Source organism: Arthrobacter sp. UYEF21, from assembly GCF_040546085.1.
GTDB lineage: Bacteria > Actinomycetota > Actinomycetes > Actinomycetales > Micrococcaceae > Arthrobacter.
This window is the reverse complement of sequence record NZ_JBEPNF010000001.1, coordinates 129,939-148,642: the sequence shown is the minus strand read 5'-3', so window position 1 is coordinate 148,642 and position 18,704 is coordinate 129,939. Positions and strand designations below refer to the sequence as shown.

The following is an 18,704-nucleotide window of genomic DNA, read 5'->3' as shown; positions in this document are numbered from 1 at the left end:
ATTAGGAGTGGGCCTTGCCCGACCACAACCTCTGTGCTGCCGCACGGCCTCAAGCGGGCACGTACGTGACCGACGTCCCAGTGGGTCGACGGCGACGCGAGGGAGACCCGTCCAGCTGTATTGCGTTAGTCCCGCAGCTGCTGCAAAGGACTATAAGCTGTTGTCTCGATGACTAAAAGTAAAACCCTCGACACCAGCGGAGCTGCCCATCCCTCGGGTGCATGGCGGGGCTTCAATAAAACGCGGACATTCGCTGCACTTGGTTGGACCGGCGCCGCAGTGGCCCTCAGCTACATCGCGTGGTGGCGGTTGCCAGAAGACGCCCGCGGGACAATTTGGGCGGAGGACGGCGCTGTTTTTCTCAGGGAAACAGTGACCATTGGTCCGGTTGCCAGCATCGTGGAACCTTATGCGGGGTACCTCCACACAATTCCTCGCCTCATATCCGGGATCGCATACACGATCGCGCCCCTAGAGTCGTATGCCGTCCTGATGTCATTTTTGAGTTGTGCTGTCGTTGCCTGCATATCGCTCGCGGTATTCCAGCTGTCCGCTGCCCTGGTTGCCAGCCGCCCGATTCGCCTCATGTTTGCCATGATTCCGGTTTTCGTTCCTGTTGGGCCCCTCGAAGTTCTTGGCAATGCTGCCAATTTGCATTGGTATGTCTTGTGGCTGGTTCCATGGCTGCTTATCTACCGGCCTTCCCGGTGGGGAGCCAAAGTTATTCTCTTCGTCGTTGCCTTGGGCTCCGCAACCACCGAAATCATTTCTGCGATCTTTCTGCCCCTCGCCCTCTGGCAATGCTTTCGAGCCAAGAACTACGCAGCCGCAATGGGAATGTTCGCAGGCCTCGCTTGCCAACTTGTCGCCACGGCGAGCAAGCCCCGCTATTCTTCCCTGCCACCTGTGGATTCGATAGAGCCGCTGTCAGTCTTTTATGGCTTCGGGCTGCAGTCCATGACCTCGCTGTGGGAGACAGACAAGCGCAGTGTCGCCTCCGGCATCGTAAACTTCGGCGCCTACTCTGTTCTCATTCCCGTCGCCGTCATTGTGTGCCTTCTTATTTACGTACTGGCATTCGGGAGCCTCAAATGGAAAGTCGTAGCCGCGTCATCATTCTGTGCTGCAGCAATTTGCTGGACCGCAGCCGTCGTGCTCAACACCACTCCGGAGATAGACTTTGCTAACTTCACGGAGCAGGATTGGCTCGGAAGGTTCACATTCTTGCGGTACGCCGCTGCTCCCTCGATGTTTCTGCTCGTCCTGGTTCCGGCTGCCTGGGCTGTGGCCACCGAGCGCGCAGGCACCACAGGATGCAAGGAGACGTCCCGGGCCTTCCTGGCACCCGCTGTGCTCCTAGTCTTCTTATCAGTGAACTATTTCCCATCTCTGCCCTCGCGGGCCGGAGGGCCTGAGTGGAAAGAGTTCCTGACGCTGGCCCGCACCGACTGCACGGAAAATAGTGAGCCGCGCGAAGCCGCAATTCCGATCTCGCCCACGCTCTGGTACGCGGTCCTGCCATGTGAGGTCATTTTGACCCGCTAACAACGCGAGGCCTCGAATCGATGCGGCAGACCGATATCCTTCGATAAGCATGCGGTGCATCGAAAATATCGGCGCACATTCCGTACTACCTGGCCCTGGTATGTGCGAAGGCTCGTGGCCATCCGGCGTGAGCGTGCCAATCAATCACTCTGACCGGGTCCCCACTCAAACTGCCATGATCAAGCCGTGAATGAGCCAACCTGGTTGATAACCAACGTGCCACCTCAGTTATCAACCCGCACGACTCCCGTAAGGCTTCCAGGCTCGCTCAGCAGCCGTGTCATCGGCCCTCGGCCGGCGGCAGCTACGCAGCTGCGGCGAAACAAATGGTCGGGGGACGAACACTCAGGCCGAAGCGGTTCGGGCCCGGAGCTCCGATACAACATCGTGCACTGCGCCGTCCATGATGATCTCTCCGTGTTCCAAGAGAACACCCCGCTCGCAGACGGTAGCGACGAGGTCCAAATCGTGGCTCACGACAAACAAGGTCTTGCCATTAGCGGCCAGCTCCTTGATTTTCGCGATGCACTTGCGCTGGAACGGCTCATCGCCGACGGCCAGAATTTCGTCGATAAGGAAGACTTCCGGGTCGGTGTGAACCGCGATGGAGAACGCAAGACGTAGGTACATTCCGGAAGAGTAAAACTTGACTTCGGTATCGATGAATTCTCCGATTTCGGAGAACTCCACGATGGAATCGAACATTTCATCGATCTGTTTCTCAGTCATGCCCAGAATGGCACCATTGAGGTAGACGTTGTCCCGCCCGCTGAGATCGTGGTGGAACCCCGCACCGACTTCGATCAGGCCAGCCACACGACCACGAGTGCGGACCGTCCCGCCGTCCGGCTGGAGGACTCCCGAAATCAGTTTAAGCAGGGTCGACTTCCCGGAACCGTTAAGGCCCAGCAGCGCAACCGTCTCGCCCTGTTTAACTTCGAGGGAAACATCCTTCAGGGCGAGAAACTTCTTCGACAGGTCGCCTTTGCGCCCTTTGACTAACCATACGAGCGCTTCCTTCAAGGACCGCGTGTGACGAAGGACGAACTGTTTGCGCAACCCAATGCAGCTGATTGCAACGCTTCCGTGGCTGGACATCTAGAGCTCCTGTGCGAAATGTACGGCCAGACGGCGGAAAATGAACTGGCCCAGGAAAAGGATCACCACGGTGACCAACAGTGACACCGGAAGCCAAAAAGTCAGCAGGCCCGGCGGCATGTCAGCGAGTCCGATCTGGTCAGCCTTCAGCGTGGGCTGCCAAAAAGTCCAGTGAAAAATTTCCACAGCGGTAGTCATGGGGTTCAGCTGGTAAAGCCAATACCACGGGCCCATGACCCGCTCCACCATCGACCAGACGTAAAGTACCGGCGAAGCCCAGGTAACCACCATGACGATCATGTCCACGATGTTTTCGGAATCCCGAAAGTAAACGTTGACTGCCCCGAACATCAGACCGAGCCCGGTCGCCAACAGCGCCACCATGGCGAACACAAGAACGACTGCCACAATCTGAAGGATCGAAGGCGTCCATCCCACGAAGAGGCACGCACCAATGAGCACGAGGAGTTGCGGAAGGAAGTGCGCCGCGGAAACCCACACGGTGGCCGCAGGAAACAATTCCCTCGGAAGATAAATCTTCCTGATGAGGTCGCGGTTATCCACAATTGACCGGGTTGCATTTGCCAGTGACTCAGTGAAGAAGTTCACCAGGACTATGCCGGAAAACAAGTAGATGGCATAGTTGGGCGTGCCGCGTTCAAGGTTGAGGAAAATACCGAGGGCAATGAAATAGATCAGGAACTGCATCAGCGGCTTGACATAGGACCACATCAGTCCCAGGACAGAGCCGCGGTAGCGAACCTTAATTTCTTTGCGGACCAACAGCTTCAGCAGGAACCGGTGCCCGTAAACGTCAAGGAGTCCGCGGCCTTCCCCGGGCTTGACCAAGACGTCCGTTGTAGCGGCCATCTACTTGCCCGCGCCCGGGTTGGCGTCAAAGGTCCGCTTCCAGGCCTCCAGGGACGTCAACTCAGGGAGAGCTTCCCGATACTGCTCGGCCAGGCGCTCCCATTCCCGGAATATCCGCATGTGCAGTCCAGTGGCCTCAGTCAGCATGGCCTTGAGCTTTTTGGGGTCACGGCGGTACCAGGAAGCGCCTGTTCCTTCGGCATTGGAGACAACAACGCTGTCATAGTGGGCCAGCCTGAACCAGCGGTTATCACGGTGGGCGAGGAAGCCCTGGGGGCGTTCCAGGCTTTCAGCACCGGGAGTTGTTACCAGCTGCTTTGCGACAGTCCTGATACCCCATGGAACCAGTTCTTTCTTGCTTGGCATACCGATGGGCGCACCGCCGATGGGACCGCGTCCGATTTTCGGTGTGGGGAAGTCGTCGACGTTCTCCCGGAGCTGGGCATCCGAGTAACTGGCCTTCAGAGCATTGATTTCCGGCAGTTTCGAGCCGAGGGAGGCGTGGAGGACATCCGGACCTTTGAGTACGTCTTTCAGTGCCTCGATTCGACCGTGCTCCGTGAAGTATTGCATCGATACAAGGTGCTTGACGTCGTCCTGGACGGACTCCCGCAGGACCCGGCCGCCCTTCTTATAAGGGCTGTGGATGAGCGTGGTGATCATCCGGTTACGGGCGTGGAAATATGCCTGCCAGCCGACGAGATCGTCTTTGTCGGTCCATGACACATGCCATACCGCAGCCCCCGGAAGCGACACGGTTGAGTAGCCCGCTTCACGTGCCCGCAGACCGTACTCGGCGTCGTCCCATTTGATGAACAGCGGCAGGGACAGCCCAATTTCGCGAATGACCTTCGTGGGAATCAGGCACATCCACCAACCGTTGTAGTCGACGTCGACCCTTCGGTGCAGCCACGCCGTTTGGCGGAGGTTGGCAATGCTGAAGTCATGCCGGACATCCATGTCAGCGTGCGGCTGGGCGGGAACGATGCGATGAGGGTTGACCACTTCGCCAAACGTGTGAAGCACGCTACGGTTGTAGAGGTCGAACATGTGGCCGCCAATGATTGACGGCTTGCGGCAGTGGTCGGCGAAGGTCAGCAGGCGGAGGATGCTCTCCGGCTCAATGACGATGTCATCGTCCAGAAGCAGCACGTAATCGCTGCCATTTTCCACGGACTCGTACATCCCGCGGGCAAATCCACCGGATCCGCCGAGGTTGGCCTGGTTGATGACCCGGAGCTTTCCCCCCAGGGCGGAATCGATGCCGGCAAAGCCGTCCTGGTCCTCAACCTGGTTGGTCCCTTGGTCAACGATGAGTATTTCCTTGACATCCTTGAGGACGTCAAGGTTCTCGGACAGAATCCGTGCGTTGTTGAGGCAGAATTCCGGCTTGTTCATGGTCGTGATTTGGAGCGTGACCTGGCCTGGGCCGGAAACCTGGCTCAAACCTTCCCACTCCGCGTGGTCAAGGACCAGTTCGCCTGAACTGCCGGCCAGATCGAACCAGTACCACCCGCCGTCGCCAAACGGCTTGAGCGACAACTCGAATTCGGAAACCGCGGAGCCTTCGACGTGCTTGCCGTCCACGCGCTGGACGGAACCCCGCGCATTGGATTTGTAGACGGAAATATTCCCCGAGCCGCTCGTCTTCACGACGAGGCGGATGTCCCGTACGGATGTCCAGCGGCGCCAGTAACTGGCCGGGAACGCATTGAAGTACGTTCCGAAAGAAACCTGCTCGCCTGAGCGCACGCGCATCGAGTGCCGGCCCAGGAGGTCCGCAAAGTGGGCTTCGCGCCCGCCGGAGCTGAACATCTGAAGCTTTTCTTCGGGTTGCTTCGGCGTCCGGGCAAGCTCGTCGTTCTCACGAAGCCTGATTCCGTTGGCACTTCCGGCGTCAGCATAAAGCGAGACCGTATCCGTCTGGTCAGGGGACGGCAGGACTACCCTCTGAAGAACGCGCCAGGCCGACGTATCTTCAGTCACTGTCATGCCTCCACGCCTCCGCTTTCAAGCTTAGCTCCGCCCTCGAAATGCGGCCGAATCTGGTTGTCAAACATGGTCAGGGCCGAGCCAATGGCCATGTGCATGTCAAGGTACTTGTACGTGCCGAGGCGGCCTCCAAACAGGACGTCCTTCTCGGCAGCAGCCAGGTCACGGTACTTGAGCAACCGCTCCCGGTCCGCGGCAGTGTTGATCGGATAGTACGGTTCGTCGCCCTTTTCTGCGGCACGCGAGAATTCGCGCATGACGACGGTCTTTTCGGTCTGGTACTCGCGCTCCGGGTGGAAGTGGCGCGGTTCAATAATGCGCGTGTAGGCCACATCGGCGTCGTTGTAGTTGACCACGGACGTTCCCTGGAAGTCTCCGACGTCGAGAATTTCTTCTTCGAAATCGATGGTCCGCCACGAAAGGTCGCCTTCGGCGAAGTCGAAGTAACGGTCAACCGGGCCCGTGTAGATCACGGGGATGTTGCCAACAACTTTATTTTTGCTGTACTCGTGCGACTCATCGAAGAAGTCCGTGTTCAGCCGCACCTCGATGTTCGGGTGTTCCGCCATCTTTTCGATCCACGCCGTGTACCCGTTGGTCGGCAGGCCCTCGTACTTATCGTTGAAGTACCGGTTGTCGTAGTTGTAGCGCACGGGGAGGCGGGAGATGATGCCTGCGGGCAGGTCCTTGGGATCGGTCTGCCACTGCTTGCCCGTGTAGTGCTTGATGAACGCCTCGTAGAGCGGACGGCCAATCAGCTGGATGCCCTTATCGTTCAAGTTCTGCGGATCGGTTCCAGCGAGCTCGCCCGCCTGCTCCTGGATCAGCTCCTGCGCCTGGCCCGGCGTCAGGTTCGCACGGAAGAACTGGTTGATCGTGGCCAAGTTGATGGGCAGGGAGTAAACCTCACCCTTGTGCACGCCGTAGACCTTGTGGACGTAGTTCGTGAACGTGGTGAAGCGGTTCACATATTCCCACACACGCTCGTTGGAGGTGTGGAACAGGTGTGCGCCGTAGCGGTGCACTTCGATCCCGGTCTGCTCTTCCTTCTCGCTGTAGGCGTTTCCACCGATGTGGTGCCGGCGGTCAAGGACAACCACCTTCAAGCCGAGCTCGGTGGCGGCCTGTTCTGCGATTGTCAGGCCGAAAAAGCCAGACCCTACGATGACGAGGTCAGCGGTCACAAAATCTCCTGGTTCGAAAGCGGGCAGCCCAATGGTGCGCATTGTCTGCGGAACCAGCCTACCCGAGACCCCGTCGTGACCTACTAATCCGGTGGGTGACCGTCCACGCAAGCCGGCGCTCAACCTCCGCTAATCCCCCTCCTCGCGGCGCCCGCCGTCGTACTCCTCGTCGCGGCTGCCCGTATGCGGCGACCGTGGCCCAGGAGCCGCTGGTCACTGGGGCAATGCACACAGGCCAATTCACGCGGACAGTATTTTGCCGGTGAAGCCCCACGCCCTTATCCACATACGGCGACGCACGCCACGACACCCCGGCGCCTGATGGCTAGCTTGGAAACAACTCAACCGTGAGGAATGTCAATCATGCTGCTGCACTGCACGCTCGTTCGGAGTCCGGGCGCAGCCCTGCAGGACCCGCCGGCGGAGCTGACCATGGAGGGTCCGGACGGGGCCGCCGGCGCCGGCTTGCAGGCAGTGCTGGCCGCCAGGTTCGGCACCGGCAAAGTGACAGTCGACGGGCAAGATATGAGTTCACTCACGCTCGGGCAACCGCCGCTGGTCAACGGCGCCGTTCTGGTCGACGGGGCGGAACTGAGTGCCCGCAGATCGAGGCAGCGCACTGCGGAACCGCCTGCCTCGCTGGCGCTTGCAGTGCACAGCGGCTCCGGCGCTGGCCTGGTGGTTCCCCTGCGCCGGGGCACCTACACCATTGGCCGCAGCGATGCCGAGATCGTCATCCCCGACGCCGATCTTTCGCGTGCCCACGCGCGCCTGGTTGTCACCGAGACGGCCATTACAATCGTTGACCTGGACAGCGCCAACGGCGTCGAAGTGGACGGCGAGCGCCGGAGGAACGCCGTCGTGTCGACCAGTTCCACGATCCGGTGCGGCAAATCGACCATGTCACTGGTCTTCCTGGAGCACGGCAACCAATTGGACCAGGCAGGAACGGATGTCCACGAACCGATCGTCGTCAGCCGGCGCGACGAACCTATGAACCGGGCGGCGCTCCTGCTGACGGCTGTCCTGCCGGTGATCATCGGCGTGGGCCTAGCGATCACCACGGGAATGTGGATGTTCCTCGCCTTCACCGCCGTCTCCGCGATCTCCATCCTGGTGCCCGTGATCGGCGGGCGCCGGCAGCGCCGCGACCTGGCCGCGGCTGTCAGGGCTGCTGTCGCCAAAGACCAGGAACGACGACGGCGGTCCGCCCCGCCGCTGTCAGCCCTTACTTTGGGGGGTGCAACTCGGAGGGAGCGGACTTCCCGCGCCGCAGGCAAGGGCATCTGGCTGCGGCTGGGCCAAAGCACTCAACCAGCGAACCTCCGATTCGAGCCGCCCGATCCGGGCCGAGCGGTTCCATCCGCCGATCTGCTTCCGCTCACCCTCGATCCCGCACAGCCGGTCACCACGATCCGCGGGCCGCGAGACGCCGTCCTGGGACTGGTGCGTTCATTCCTGATGCAACTGGCCGGCTACCCGCTTGGCCGGGATACCCGCGTGGTGCTCCACGGAAAAACGGACCAGTTGCCCCTCGCGGCCCGTCTTCTGGAAGGAGTTACCCTCTCCAGCCATCCCGGCACCGTTCAGGCGCTGCTGAAGCGCGGCTTCGCGCCCGCAAGTGACCACGGCGTGCTGATTCTCCTGGACGGCAACCAGAACACAGCGGCGATCATCGAAAAGGCGCGCGAACATGCGTGGCAGGTCATCCACTTCCCCTGCGACAGCGAAGCCCCGATCAGAGCAGACATTGAGCTTGGTGAACGCAGTTCTGTGTTCACCGCAGGAGCGGAAAGCATCCGGTTCGCGCCGGATCTGGCGCCCGTCGCCGTCTTCGACAGTTTTTGTCGCCGTCTGGCTAAGGACGCGCCCAAGACCGGCGATGCCGGCGGAAGCACCCCGCTCTCCTGCCGGCTTACGGATCTTCTCCCGGCCTCCACCCCGGAAACAGCACAGCGGTGGTCGGCACACAGCGTGCGGCCCGGACTTGCCGTACCCGTCGGTCTGGGTCCGCAGGGTGCCCGGATGCTGGATCTCCAATCCGACGGCCCCCATCTGCTGGTTGCCGGCACTACGGGCTCGGGGAAGTCTGAACTCCTTCGCAGCCTGACGGTTGCCCTGGCGCTCAGCTACCCGCCGGACCAAATCAATTTTCTTTTTGTGGACTTTAAGGGCGGCTCCGGCCTGGGGCCTCTGACGGGGCTCCCGCACTCTGTAGGCATGCTCACCGATCTGAGCAGCCACGAGCTGGAAAGGTACCTGCAATCCCTCCGCGCCGAAATCAGATTCCGTGAAGAGGCCCTGGCCGCCGTGCAGGCACCCGATCTTGCTTCTTACCGGACCACCCAGGCGGGCCTCGCGGCACAGCTCCCCCACCTCGTGATTGTCATCGACGAATTCCGAATGCTCGTGGAGGACGCTCCGGAAGCGCTCCGCGAACTCATGAGGATCGCCGCGATCGGCCGTTCGCTGGGGATACACCTCATCATGGCCACGCAACGGCCGCAGGGCGCTCTGACGGCTGACATCCGTGCCAACGTGACTACAAGCATCGCGTTGCGTGTCCAATCGGAGATGGAGTCCGTGGACATTATCAATTCGAAGGCCGCCGCCGGAATCAGCGTGGACACCCCCGGGCGGGCCTATCTGGCGCGCGGCACTGAAGCACCAGTTGAGTTTCAGGCCGGTTCGCTGACTGCCGGTGCTCTTACCTCCGAACCGCCCAGCCTCTCGGTGCGCCTGGCATCGGAGTACATCGACACCCCACCCACGTCGGGTAAATCCGAATTTGCGGACGTTGAGCCCACACCGGCCCAGGCAACCGCGCCGTTGGTGGCTTCCATGTCCGCGTTGTGGTCTGCCATGACTGGCCCACCCGCCAGGAAACCGGTCGCTGCCCCGCTCCCCTGCGTTCTGCCTGAGCCTGCGGTTGGGCTACTGGTCAGTCCCAGCACAGCCACCGGTGACGTGATTGGAAACCAGACCGTGAAGTCGGCCGGCGATCTGGCACGGGAGGGTAACCGCCGGATCATCAGGCTCGGACTCATGGACCTGCCGGCGGAACAGAGAACGGCTCCACTCATCTGGGAACCTGCCGGGCACGGGCATCTGGGCCTTGTTGGCGGACCGGAATCGGGCATAGCTGAGGCGGTCCGGCTGGCAGTCCGCGGCCTCGCATCCCATCCGCGCGAATCGCATTTGTACGTCCTGGACCCGGACAGCTCATTCGCGGGGTTGGCCTCTCACGGCCGGGTGGGTGCCCGGGCCGGGCTGCACGAGCTTCGACGCGCCGTCCGTATCCTGGAGCGCCTCGCACAGGAGCAGTCGCGCCGACTGGCCAGTCCCGCCGCCGGTGCCACGCCCCTCGCGCTGGTGATCGCCGGCTGGGGGTCCTGGGCCTCGGCCTTTCGCGCCGGACCGCTGGCCTGGGCCGAGGACCTGGTCCACGATCTGATCCGTGATGGCGGCAGGTCCGGTATCACGGTGATCATCTCCGGCCAGCGGGAGCTTGTCACCGCCCGGTTCTTCGCCGCCGTTCCCAACCGCGTGTATTTTCCCTCCGGTTCAAGCGAAGAGAGCCGGATTGCCTGGCCCAAACTTCCTTCGACTGCACCGGTCCTCGGTCGGGCCGTCGCCATGGGCGCGCTGTCCGCCGGCACAACGGCAGTTTGCCAGTTCTACACGGCCAGCCCAGAAGCAGAGGGGATGGCGAATGGCCGGGCGCAGCAAAGGTTCCCCGCGAACCGGCCGTTCCGCGTCGAGCCGCTGCCGGTCATGGTCAGGGCGGCCCAAATCCTGGATGGGGCTGCGACTCCCATCCTGGATGGCACTGGCCCCGGCTCCCTTTTCCCGGATGGAATACCAGCCACGGCCGGACAGATGCCAGGTCTCTTCCGGATAGGCGTGGGCGGTGACGAACTCGAATCTGTATCCATCCGACTCCAGGCGGGCGGTGTCCTTGCGGTCTTGGGCGGACCGTCGTCGGGAAAGTCCTCGTTTTTACGCCTTCTGCCGCAGGTCAACCCCGGTTCAGGACCTTGGCTCCGGCCGGAAACTGCCACCGATTCCGCGGCCTATTGGTCGGGAGTCCTGGGACAGGCAGCCACAGGCAGCCTGGGCCGAGGATCTGTGGCCTTGGTGGACGACGCAGATCTGTTGACACCCGATGTGAACCGCCACCTGGCCGACCTCAATGCCCTCGGATTCAGAGTGGTGATGACGGCCGGCTACAGCCCGATACTCTCCCAGCGGGTGCCGTTGGCGCTCCAGGCACGAAACCAGGGCACCGGCGTACTGATCGCGCCCCGGACATTCCTGGATGGCGATCTCTTTGGGGTGCGGTTCGAGACGGAACCGAATCCTCCACCCGGCCGGAGCGTGCTGATCCAGAACGGTCGCGCCACGGCCGTCCAGCTGGGCTGGGTGCCTCCTGACGCGCCGGTCAGACGGCTGGCCGCCTGATGGAGCAGGGGGCTACAGGGCCGGGGGCAATCCGCCGCTCTGGGAGGCGTAGCTGATGACGCGCTTGTGGAAGAGGAGCACTATGGCTGTCAGTGCCGGCAGGATCATGGCCAGGCCTGCCAGCAACACTCCGGCGGTGAGGGTTGGAAACCCAATGGTCAGGACGAACAGCTGCGCTACCAGCGCTGCCGCCCGCGTCCACCGGCGTCCCCGGAAGAGGAAGAGCCCCACCGAATACAGCCAGGCAGAGAACGCAAGCAGCAGGCCAAGGGTGAAAACGGCTCCCCAAAGAGAAAGTACAGGGGCGCCCGTCACAAGTTCGAAGGCATACCAGGCCGCGGCCACCAGGAGGGCTGTGGCCTCCGCCGCCACAATCAGCGCGATCACCAGAATGCCCCGCGGGCGCCCTGTGGCCGGGTCCGGCCCGGGACCCGCGTGGGCGCCGCTGCCATCACTTGCACCACCACCATCGCCCGCCGGGGACCCCGGGGTTTCTGGGGCAGGCTCGGGCAGCGGATCTGACGGGTTTTGGGGGGCTCTTGACACACTGGCACCCTACCGGACATAGTCTGACAGTGGTGGGGGTCGGCTAAACGGATGTGATGTATCGCTCAGGAATCCGGGGATTTCAAGCTGTATTACCCCTTGTTTACACAGCCTTAACATGACAATCTTGATGAAGATGACCGATGGGGCCCCGAAGGGCCCCTTTCTTTTGTAGCCAATCGTGAATAATTTCACAAATGGCATTTCCCAGAATTGGAGCAACTGATCAGCATGGATTGGCGTAACCGCGCAGCGTGCCTTGAAAAGGACCCGGAACTATTTTTCCCCGTTGGAAATACCGGGCCTGCCCTCCTCCAGATCGAGGAAGCCAAGAGCGTCTGCCGCCGCTGCCCAGTTGTTGACACCTGCCTTCAGTGGGCCCTCGAGTCCGGCCAGGACGCCGGCGTCTGGGGCGGGATGAGCGAAGACGAGCGCCGCGCCCTCAAGCGCCGGGCCGCCAGGGCCCGCCGCGCTTCCTGATTTCGGAGCCCACCGGCTGAGAGCCGGCCGGCTCAGAGCACACCAGCTCAGAGCCCGTCGGCGCACCCAGCGGCTTGCACAAAACGCTGGGCACAAAACGCTTGGCACAAAACGATGGCCGCGACCCCTTCCGGGTCGCGGCCATCGCCGTTTAAGCTAAATCCTTACCGAACAGCCAGGCTGAGGCGGATCTGGACAGCCGTCCCGCCACCGTCACGGGGATGCCACTGGATGGTACCACCCAGCTCACTGGTGACCAGAGTCCGCACAATCTGCAGCCCAAGACCCTCCACGTGCGGCGTGTCCGGCAGCCCCACACCGTCGTCGGCGATCGTGACCGTCAGCAGTTCCTCGCCGTCTTCCTCCTCGGAGCGGTCGGCGATGAGCCAGACAGTTCCCGCGCGTCCCGCCAGGCCATGCTCGACGGCGTTGGTCACCAACTCGTTGATGACCAGTGCCAGCGGGGTGGCGAAGTCGCTGGGCAGTTCCCCGAACAGCCCCGACCGCTCGGTCTTGACCTGCTGCGAGGGCGACGCCACCTCAGCGGACAGCCTGAATTGGCGGCCAATCAGTTCGTCAAAGTCAACGCTCTGCGCCAGGCCCTGGGACAGCGTCTCGTGCACCAGGGCGATGGTGGCCACCCGCCGCATCGCCTGCTCCAGGCCCTGCTTGGCCTCGTCGCTGACCATCCGCCGGGACTGCATCCGCAGCAAGGCAGCCACGGTCTGCAGGTTGTTCTTCACCCGGTGGTGGATCTCGCGGATGGTGGCATCCTTGGTGACGAGTTCCATCTCCCGGCGCCGCAGTTCCGAAACGTCCCGGCACAGCACCAGCGCGCCAAAGCGCTGCTGTTCATCCCGCAGCGGAATGGCCCGCAGGGACAGGCTCACGCCGCGGGATTCAATCTCACTGCGCCACGGCATCCGTCCGGTGACCACCAGCGGCAGCGTCTCGTCCACCAAGCGCCGGTCCTTCAGCAGCCCAGCAGTCACTTCGGCCAACGACCGGCCTTCCAGCGACTCGCCGTCGCCGAGCCGCCGGATAGCCGACACCCCGTTGGGGCTGGCGTACTGCACAATCCCCTCCGCATCGAGCCTGATCAGCCCATCCCCCACCCGCGGTGCACCACGGCGCGAGCCGGTGGGGGACGCAAAGTCAGGCCACAGCCCAAGTGTTCCCATCCGAAGAAGGTCGTAGGCACACTGCCGGTACGTCAGCTCCAGCCGGGACGGCATCCGGGAACTGGACAGGTCCATGTGGGTGGTCACCACAGCCAGGGTCCGGCCGTTGCGGACCATCGGCACAGCCTCCACCCGCAACGCCATGTCCGAATTCCAGTTGGTCTCGCTGGACCGTTCGATGGACCGGCTTGCCCAGGCCTTATCCACCAGCGGCTGCAGGTCGGCCCGGATGGGGTCACCCACAAAGTCGCTGTGGAAGACGGTGTGCGTCGTTGACGGCCTGACGTGGGCCAACGCAACATACCCGTGATCCGGATGCGGGAACCACAAAGCCAGGTCAGCGAACGCCAGGTCCGCAACCATCTGCCAGTCACCCACCAGGAGGTGCAGCCATTCGGCATCGCCCGGCCCAAAATCAGCGTGTTCCCTGATGGGGTCCGTAAAGATTGCCACTGCACCTCCAGTTTACGACGCCGGGATTCCTAGCGTCGGACGATTGACCTCAAGAGCCTCAATGCTACCGACAGTGAGGCCATGTCGTCGGCCTCGAGCGCGTTGACCTCATCAAACATGCTCTTCGCCCTGCCCAGTTGCTCGGCATTCTGCCCCTCCCACTTGGTCAGCCGGTTCTCCGCAGAGTCCTCGGACCCCGTCGACTCAAGCACCGCCGTCGTCATGTCCGAAACAGTGGAATACAGATCATCGCGCAGCGCGGCGCGCGCCAGCGCCTGCCACCTGTCCTGGCGCGGCAGGTTGGTGATCCGTTCCAGCAAGGCGTCTGCGTGGAAACGGTTGAACACTGTGTAGTAGACCGACGCGATCTCTTCCACCGGCTCCTTACGCGCATGCACGATTTTGGCGATGTCCAGCAGGACGAAGCTCTCAAAGAGCTCCGCCCACCGGACGCCAAGGTCTTCCGGAAGTTCCCACCCGCGGGCCTTCTCCAGCCAGCCGGCCACCCGCTCGCGGTCTTCGCCCCGGAGGTAGTCCAGCAGCCGGCCGCGCATCGGATCCAGGAGCGGCTTAAACTCGGCCACCGTCTCGGCGATGGGACGTGAGCTACCGCCCTGGGCCAGCAGCCACCGGACCGCACGGTCCAGGATGCGGCGGATGTCCAGGTGGACCGCACTCCAGTGCTCGGTGGGGAACGACGCCGGCAGGCTGTTCAGTTCGTCCACCATGACGTTCAGTTCGAAGATCTCCCGGAGCGCCACGAAAGCCTTGGCCACGGCAACTTCCGTGGCCGAGGTTTCCTCCATGGTCCGGAAGGCGAACGTGATGCCGCCCAGGTTGATCATGTCGTTGGCCACCACCGTGGCAATGATCTCGCGCCGCAGCGGATGAGTGTCCAGTTCAGCGTCGAACCGTTCGCGCAGCTGCGCCGGGAAGTAGGCACGCAGCGTGGCTCGGAACCACGGATCGTCGGCCAGGTCGCTTGTACGCAGTGCCGTCGCGAGCTCGATCTTCGCATAGGCTGCCAGCACCGACAGCTCCGGCGACGTCAGCCCCTGGCCCTGGCCCAGCCGTTCCTGCAGCGTCTCCGTGCTTGGCAGCGCCTCCAGGTCACGCTTCAGGTCAGCGGAATTCTCCAGCCAGTCCATCAGGCGCTCATAGCTGGGACTCCACTCGGCCACGCGCATCCGGTCATTGAGGAGCAGGATGTTCTGGTCCACATTGTCCTCAAGGACCAGCCGCCCCACCTCGTCCGTCATGGCAGCGAGGAAGCCTGCGCGTTCCTCCGCCGACAGCTTGCCGGCGGCCACCATCCGGTCCACGAAGATCTTGATGTTGACCTCATGGTCAGAGCAGTCCACACCGGCAGAGTTGTCGATCGCGTCGGTGTTCAGGATGACCCCCTGCAGGGCTGCTTCAATGCGGCCGTGCTGGGTCATGCCCAGGTTTCCGCCTTCGCCCACCACCTTGACGCGCAGGTCTCGGCCGTCCACGCGGATGGCGTCGTTCGCCTTGTCGCCCACGGACGCGTTGGTCTCCGTGCTGGCCTTGACGTACGTCCCGATGCCGCCGTTGTAGAGCAGGTCGGCGGGGGCGAGCAGGATGGCCCGGAGGAGCTCCGGCGGGCTCAATTCGGTGGTCGCGGCGGGCAGCCCCAGCGCGGCCCGCACCTGCGGCGAGACCGGAATGGACTTCACGTGACGGGCGTACACCCCGCCGCCTTCGCTGATGAGGGATTTGTCGTAGTCGTCCCACGAGGACCGCGGCAACTCGAACAGTCTCTGCCGTTCCACAAACGACGTTTCCGCGTCCGGCGCGGGGTCCAGGAAGATGTGCCGGTGGTCGAACGCGGCGACGAGCCGGATGTGCCGGGTCAGCAGCATGCCGTTGCCGAACACATCCCCTGACATGTCACCCACGCCCACCACAGTGAACGGCTGGGACTGGGTGTCCACGTCCAACTCGCTGAAGTGGCGTTTGACCGACTCCCAGGCCCCGCGGGCCGTGATGCCCATGGCCTTGTGGTCATAGCCCACCGAACCGCCGGAGGCAAACGCGTCACCGAGCCAGAAACCGTATTCAGCCGCCAGCCCGTTGGCGATGTCCGAGAACGTGGCCGTTCCCTTGTCCGCCGCCACCACAAGGTAGGAATCGTCGTCGTCGTGCCTGACAACGTCCGACGGCGGCACGACCGTTTCAGCCCCATCCACCGTGACGAGGTTGTCCGTGAGGTCGAGCAGGCCACGGATGAACGTCCTGTAGCTTTCGGTGCCCTCGGCAAGCCAGGCTGCGCGGTCCGCGGCGGGGTCAGGGAGCCGCTTCGCAAAGAAGCCGCCCTTGGCCCCGGTAGGAACAATCACCGCGTTCTTGACGGTCTGTGCCTTCACCAGGCCGAGGATCTCCGTCCGGAAGTCTTCGCGGCGGTCAGACCAGCGCAGGCCGCCACGTGCCACCTTGCCGAAGCGCAGGTGCACACCCTCCACCTGCGGGGAATACACCCAGATCTCGAACATCGGCCGGGGGAACGGCAGCCCTTCAATCCGGGCGGGATCGAGTTTGAAGCTCAGGTGCGGCTTGTACTGGTAGTAGTTGGTGCGGAGGGTTGCCTCGATCAGGTTGGCGAACGTGCGCAGGACACGGTCGGCGTCGAGCGTTGCAACCTCCTCAATGGCGGCGGCAAGTTCCGCACGGACCCTCCCCTGGGCAGCAGGCCGCGCGTCGTTGGACAACGCAGGATCAAACCGGGCAGCAAACAAGGCCGTGAGAGCTTTGGTGACCTCAGGATTGGCGAGCAGGGTATCCGCCATAAAGCCCACCGAGTTGGTGTTGCCCATTTGCCGCATGTACCGCGCATAAGCCCTCAGCACAGTGATTTGGCGCCAATGCATCCCTTCCCGCAGCACCAGCCGGTCAAAGCTGTCCGACTCCACAGCGCCGGTGACTGCAGCGCCGAAGGAGTCGCCCAGCAGCTCGCCGGTTGCCACCGGATCGACGCCGGGCGGGTACTTCAGTCCGAGGTCATAGAGGAAGAAATCGCGGCGGTCAGCGGTCTCGATTTCAAAGGGCCGCTCATCCAGCACTTCGAGCCCCAGGTTGTGGAAGAACGGCAGGATCTGGCTCAGGCTCTTCGGCTCAAGCATGTACAGCTTGACGCGGGCGTCCTCTTCGAGGTCATCGCCGGCCCCCTCGGGGAGGTAGACGTGGACTCCCGGCCGTTCCTGCCGGGCGCCGGCAATCCGCTCCGCTTCCGCCCCGTATTTCTCGAACCGGGCGATGTCCTCCAGTGCGTCCTCTACCTCGTAATCCACCCGGTAGCCGGCGGGGAATGCCTCGGACCATATAGCGGCGAGCTCCGTCGCATTCCTGTCAGCCCCGCCGTCGCGCAGTACTTCGGTTATGCCTTCACTCCAGGAGCGGGCCGCGCGGACCAGACGGCGTTCGAGCTCTTCAGCGTTGACGTGGCTGAGCTCGGCATTCTTGGGCAAACGGATCCGGTAGAAGAGCCGGGCGAGGGCGGACTCAGTCATCCTGGCCTCATAGTCAATGCTCTCCGCCTGGAACGTGGACCGCAGTTCCTCCTCGATGCGGAGCCGGACGTTGGTGGTGTACCGGTCACGCGGCAAGTAGATCACCGCGGACATAAAGCGGCCATAAATGTCCGGGCGCAGGAACAACCGGGTGCGCCGGCGCTCCTGCAGCCGCTGAATACCGGCCGCCGTGGCCGCCAGGTCCTCGATTTCGATCTGGAACAGTTCGTCACGGGGATAGGTTTCCAGGATCCCCAATAGGTCCTTGCCTGAATGGGAATCCGGCGGGAAACCTGCACTGCCCAACACCGCGTCAACCTTCTCGCGCACAATGGGGATGTTCCGGACCGAGCCGGCATAAGCGCTGGTGGCGAACAGGCCGATAAAGCGGCGCTCGCCGTTGACGTTGCCTGCCGCGTCAAAACTTTTGACGCCGATGTAGTCCAGGTAGGCGGGACGGTGGACGGTGGACCGGGAGTTCGCTTTGGTGATCACCAACGCGCGCTTCTCCCGGGCCTTCCGCCGGCCGGCGTCGGTCAGGTGCTGGAGATGCGGGGCACCTGCTTTCGCGCGGAGCAGACCAAGCCCGCTGTCTTCGCGCAGTTCCAGCACATCTTCGCCGTCCACGTTCACAAGGTCGTACTCGCGGTAGCCCAGGAAGGTGAAGTTGCCGTCGTCGAGCCACCGCAGCAGATCCTGCGCCTGCCGCAGTTCGGCGATCTGGGACGGGTTGGCCACCTGGTCCAGGGTCGAGGCGATTTGCATCGCCTTGTTACGCATCTTCGGCCAGTCTTCGACGGCGGCGCGCACGTCTGCCAGGATCCGCTCCAGACCCTCCAGCAGGGACGCCTGGGCTTCTTCGGGGACGCGATTGATCCCCACGGCAATCCACGACTCCATGTGGGAGGTGTTTTCGCCCTGGGCGATGAGATGGGACATGAGGGGCATCGCGGCGGTGTCGCCGCTGGAGATCCCGATGTGCGATGGTACCCGGTCCACTTTGACCAGCTCCCCGGTTTCCCTGTTCCGGGTGACCACAAAGAGCGGGTGCAGGACAAGGCGAATGGCAGCTTTTTGGCCGACAAGCTCGGCGTTGACCGAATCCACCAGGAAAGGCATGTCATCTGTGACGATGTAGACGACGCTGCCGTCCTCTTCGTCGACGAGGGAAACTTTCGCCTGGCCCGGCCGCCGGTTGCCGGCGACGTGGCGGTGAGTTTCCGCGCGGGTGGCGAGCACGTCCTGGGAGTAGCTCCGGGCATCCTCTTCAGCAAGGTGTTGATAATAGTCCCCCAGGAATCCCTCCCGGTCTCCAATTGCTACGGACTGATCCTCCACGCTGGATCCAGACGACATCAACAAACGCC

General features: G+C 62.9%; 10 protein-coding genes. 3 read left to right on the top strand and 7 right to left on the bottom strand.

The genetic code is table 11. From position 1 onward, the window contains the following. The first annotated feature begins 168 nt into the window (after positions 1-168). Positions 169-1,545, top strand: a complete 1,377-nt coding sequence (locus ABIB27_RS00640; protein WP_354213952.1) for a hypothetical protein — start codon at positions 169-171, stop codon at positions 1,543-1,545. Between the two features lie 345 nt (positions 1,546-1,890). On the opposite strand, the gene ABIB27_RS00635 is transcribed toward ABIB27_RS00640, so the two are convergent. The 4 genes from ABIB27_RS00635 to glf are packed head-to-tail and all read right to left on the bottom strand — an operon-like array spanning position 1,891 to position 6,689. Further along, the gene (locus ABIB27_RS00635; RefSeq protein ID WP_354213951.1) at positions 1,891-2,643 is read right to left on the bottom strand and encodes an ABC transporter ATP-binding protein; all 753 of its coding nucleotides are present in this window, start codon (positions 2,641-2,643) and stop codon (positions 1,891-1,893) included. After that, the gene (locus ABIB27_RS00630; RefSeq protein WP_354213950.1) at positions 2,644-3,513 is read right to left on the bottom strand and encodes an ABC transporter permease; all 870 of its coding nucleotides are present in this window, start codon (positions 3,511-3,513) and stop codon (positions 2,644-2,646) included. Beyond that, positions 3,514-5,505 carry a glycosyltransferase gene (locus ABIB27_RS00625; protein WP_354253338.1) on the bottom strand — a complete coding sequence of 664 codons (1,992 nt, stop codon included), beginning with the start codon at positions 5,503-5,505 and terminating at the stop codon, positions 3,514-3,516. Continuing rightward, positions 5,502-6,689, bottom strand: coding sequence for a UDP-galactopyranose mutase (gene glf, locus ABIB27_RS00620; RefSeq protein WP_354213948.1), 1,188 nt, complete (start codon positions 6,687-6,689; stop codon positions 5,502-5,504). Before glf ends, ABIB27_RS00625 begins: the two co-directional genes overlap by 4 nt. A gap of 363 nt (positions 6,690-7,052) precedes the next feature. Between glf and ABIB27_RS00615 the strand changes: the two genes are divergently transcribed. Further along, the gene (locus ABIB27_RS00615) at positions 7,053-11,150 is read left to right on the top strand and encodes an FtsK/SpoIIIE domain-containing protein (RefSeq protein ID WP_354213947.1); all 4,098 of its coding nucleotides are present in this window, start codon (positions 7,053-7,055) and stop codon (positions 11,148-11,150) included. Positions 11,151-11,162: 12 nt separating this feature from the next. On the opposite strand, the gene ABIB27_RS00610 is transcribed toward ABIB27_RS00615, so the two are convergent. After that, the gene (locus tag ABIB27_RS00610; RefSeq protein ID WP_502909078.1) at positions 11,163-11,696 is read right to left on the bottom strand and encodes a hypothetical protein; all 534 of its coding nucleotides are present in this window, start codon (positions 11,694-11,696) and stop codon (positions 11,163-11,165) included. 231 nt (positions 11,697-11,927) lie between these two features. Between ABIB27_RS00610 and ABIB27_RS00605 the strand changes: the two genes are divergently transcribed. Continuing rightward, entirely contained in the window at positions 11,928-12,176 is a 249-nt protein-coding gene (locus ABIB27_RS00605) for a WhiB family transcriptional regulator (RefSeq protein WP_015937605.1), read from the top strand. 164 nt (positions 12,177-12,340) lie between these two features. Here the strand turns inward: ABIB27_RS00605 and ABIB27_RS00600 are convergent, their stop codons facing one another. Then, positions 12,341-13,810 (bottom strand): sensor histidine kinase, encoded by a 1,470-nt coding sequence (locus tag ABIB27_RS00600; protein WP_354213946.1) that lies wholly within the window; start codon positions 13,808-13,810, stop codon positions 12,341-12,343. Between the two features lie 29 nt (positions 13,811-13,839). Beyond that, on the bottom strand, positions 13,840-18,693 hold the full coding sequence (locus ABIB27_RS00595) for an NAD-glutamate dehydrogenase (protein ID WP_354253337.1): 4,854 nt from the start codon (positions 18,691-18,693) through the stop codon (positions 13,840-13,842). Positions 18,694-18,704 lie beyond the last annotated feature (11 nt).

Coding starts and splice junctions, on each gene's coding strand:
- ABIB27_RS00630 (WP_354213950.1), bottom strand. CDS start 3,513: ATGGCCGCTACAACGGACGTCTTGGTCAAGCCCGGGGAAGGCCGCGGA.
- ABIB27_RS00635 (WP_354213951.1), bottom strand. CDS start 2,643: ATGTCCAGCCACGGAAGCGTTGCAATCAGCTGCATTGGGTTGCGCAAA.
- ABIB27_RS00595 (WP_354253337.1), bottom strand. CDS start 18,693: ATGTCGTCTGGATCCAGCGTGGAGGATCAGTCCGTAGCAATTGGAGAC.
- ABIB27_RS00615 (WP_354213947.1), top strand. CDS start 7,053: ATGCTGCTGCACTGCACGCTCGTTCGGAGTCCGGGCGCAGCCCTGCAG.
- ABIB27_RS00605 (WP_015937605.1), top strand. CDS start 11,928: ATGGATTGGCGTAACCGCGCAGCGTGCCTTGAAAAGGACCCGGAACTA.
- ABIB27_RS00640 (WP_354213952.1), top strand. CDS start 169: ATGACTAAAAGTAAAACCCTCGACACCAGCGGAGCTGCCCATCCCTCG.
- ABIB27_RS00625 (WP_354253338.1), bottom strand. CDS start 5,505: ATGACAGTGACTGAAGATACGTCGGCCTGGCGCGTTCTTCAGAGGGTA.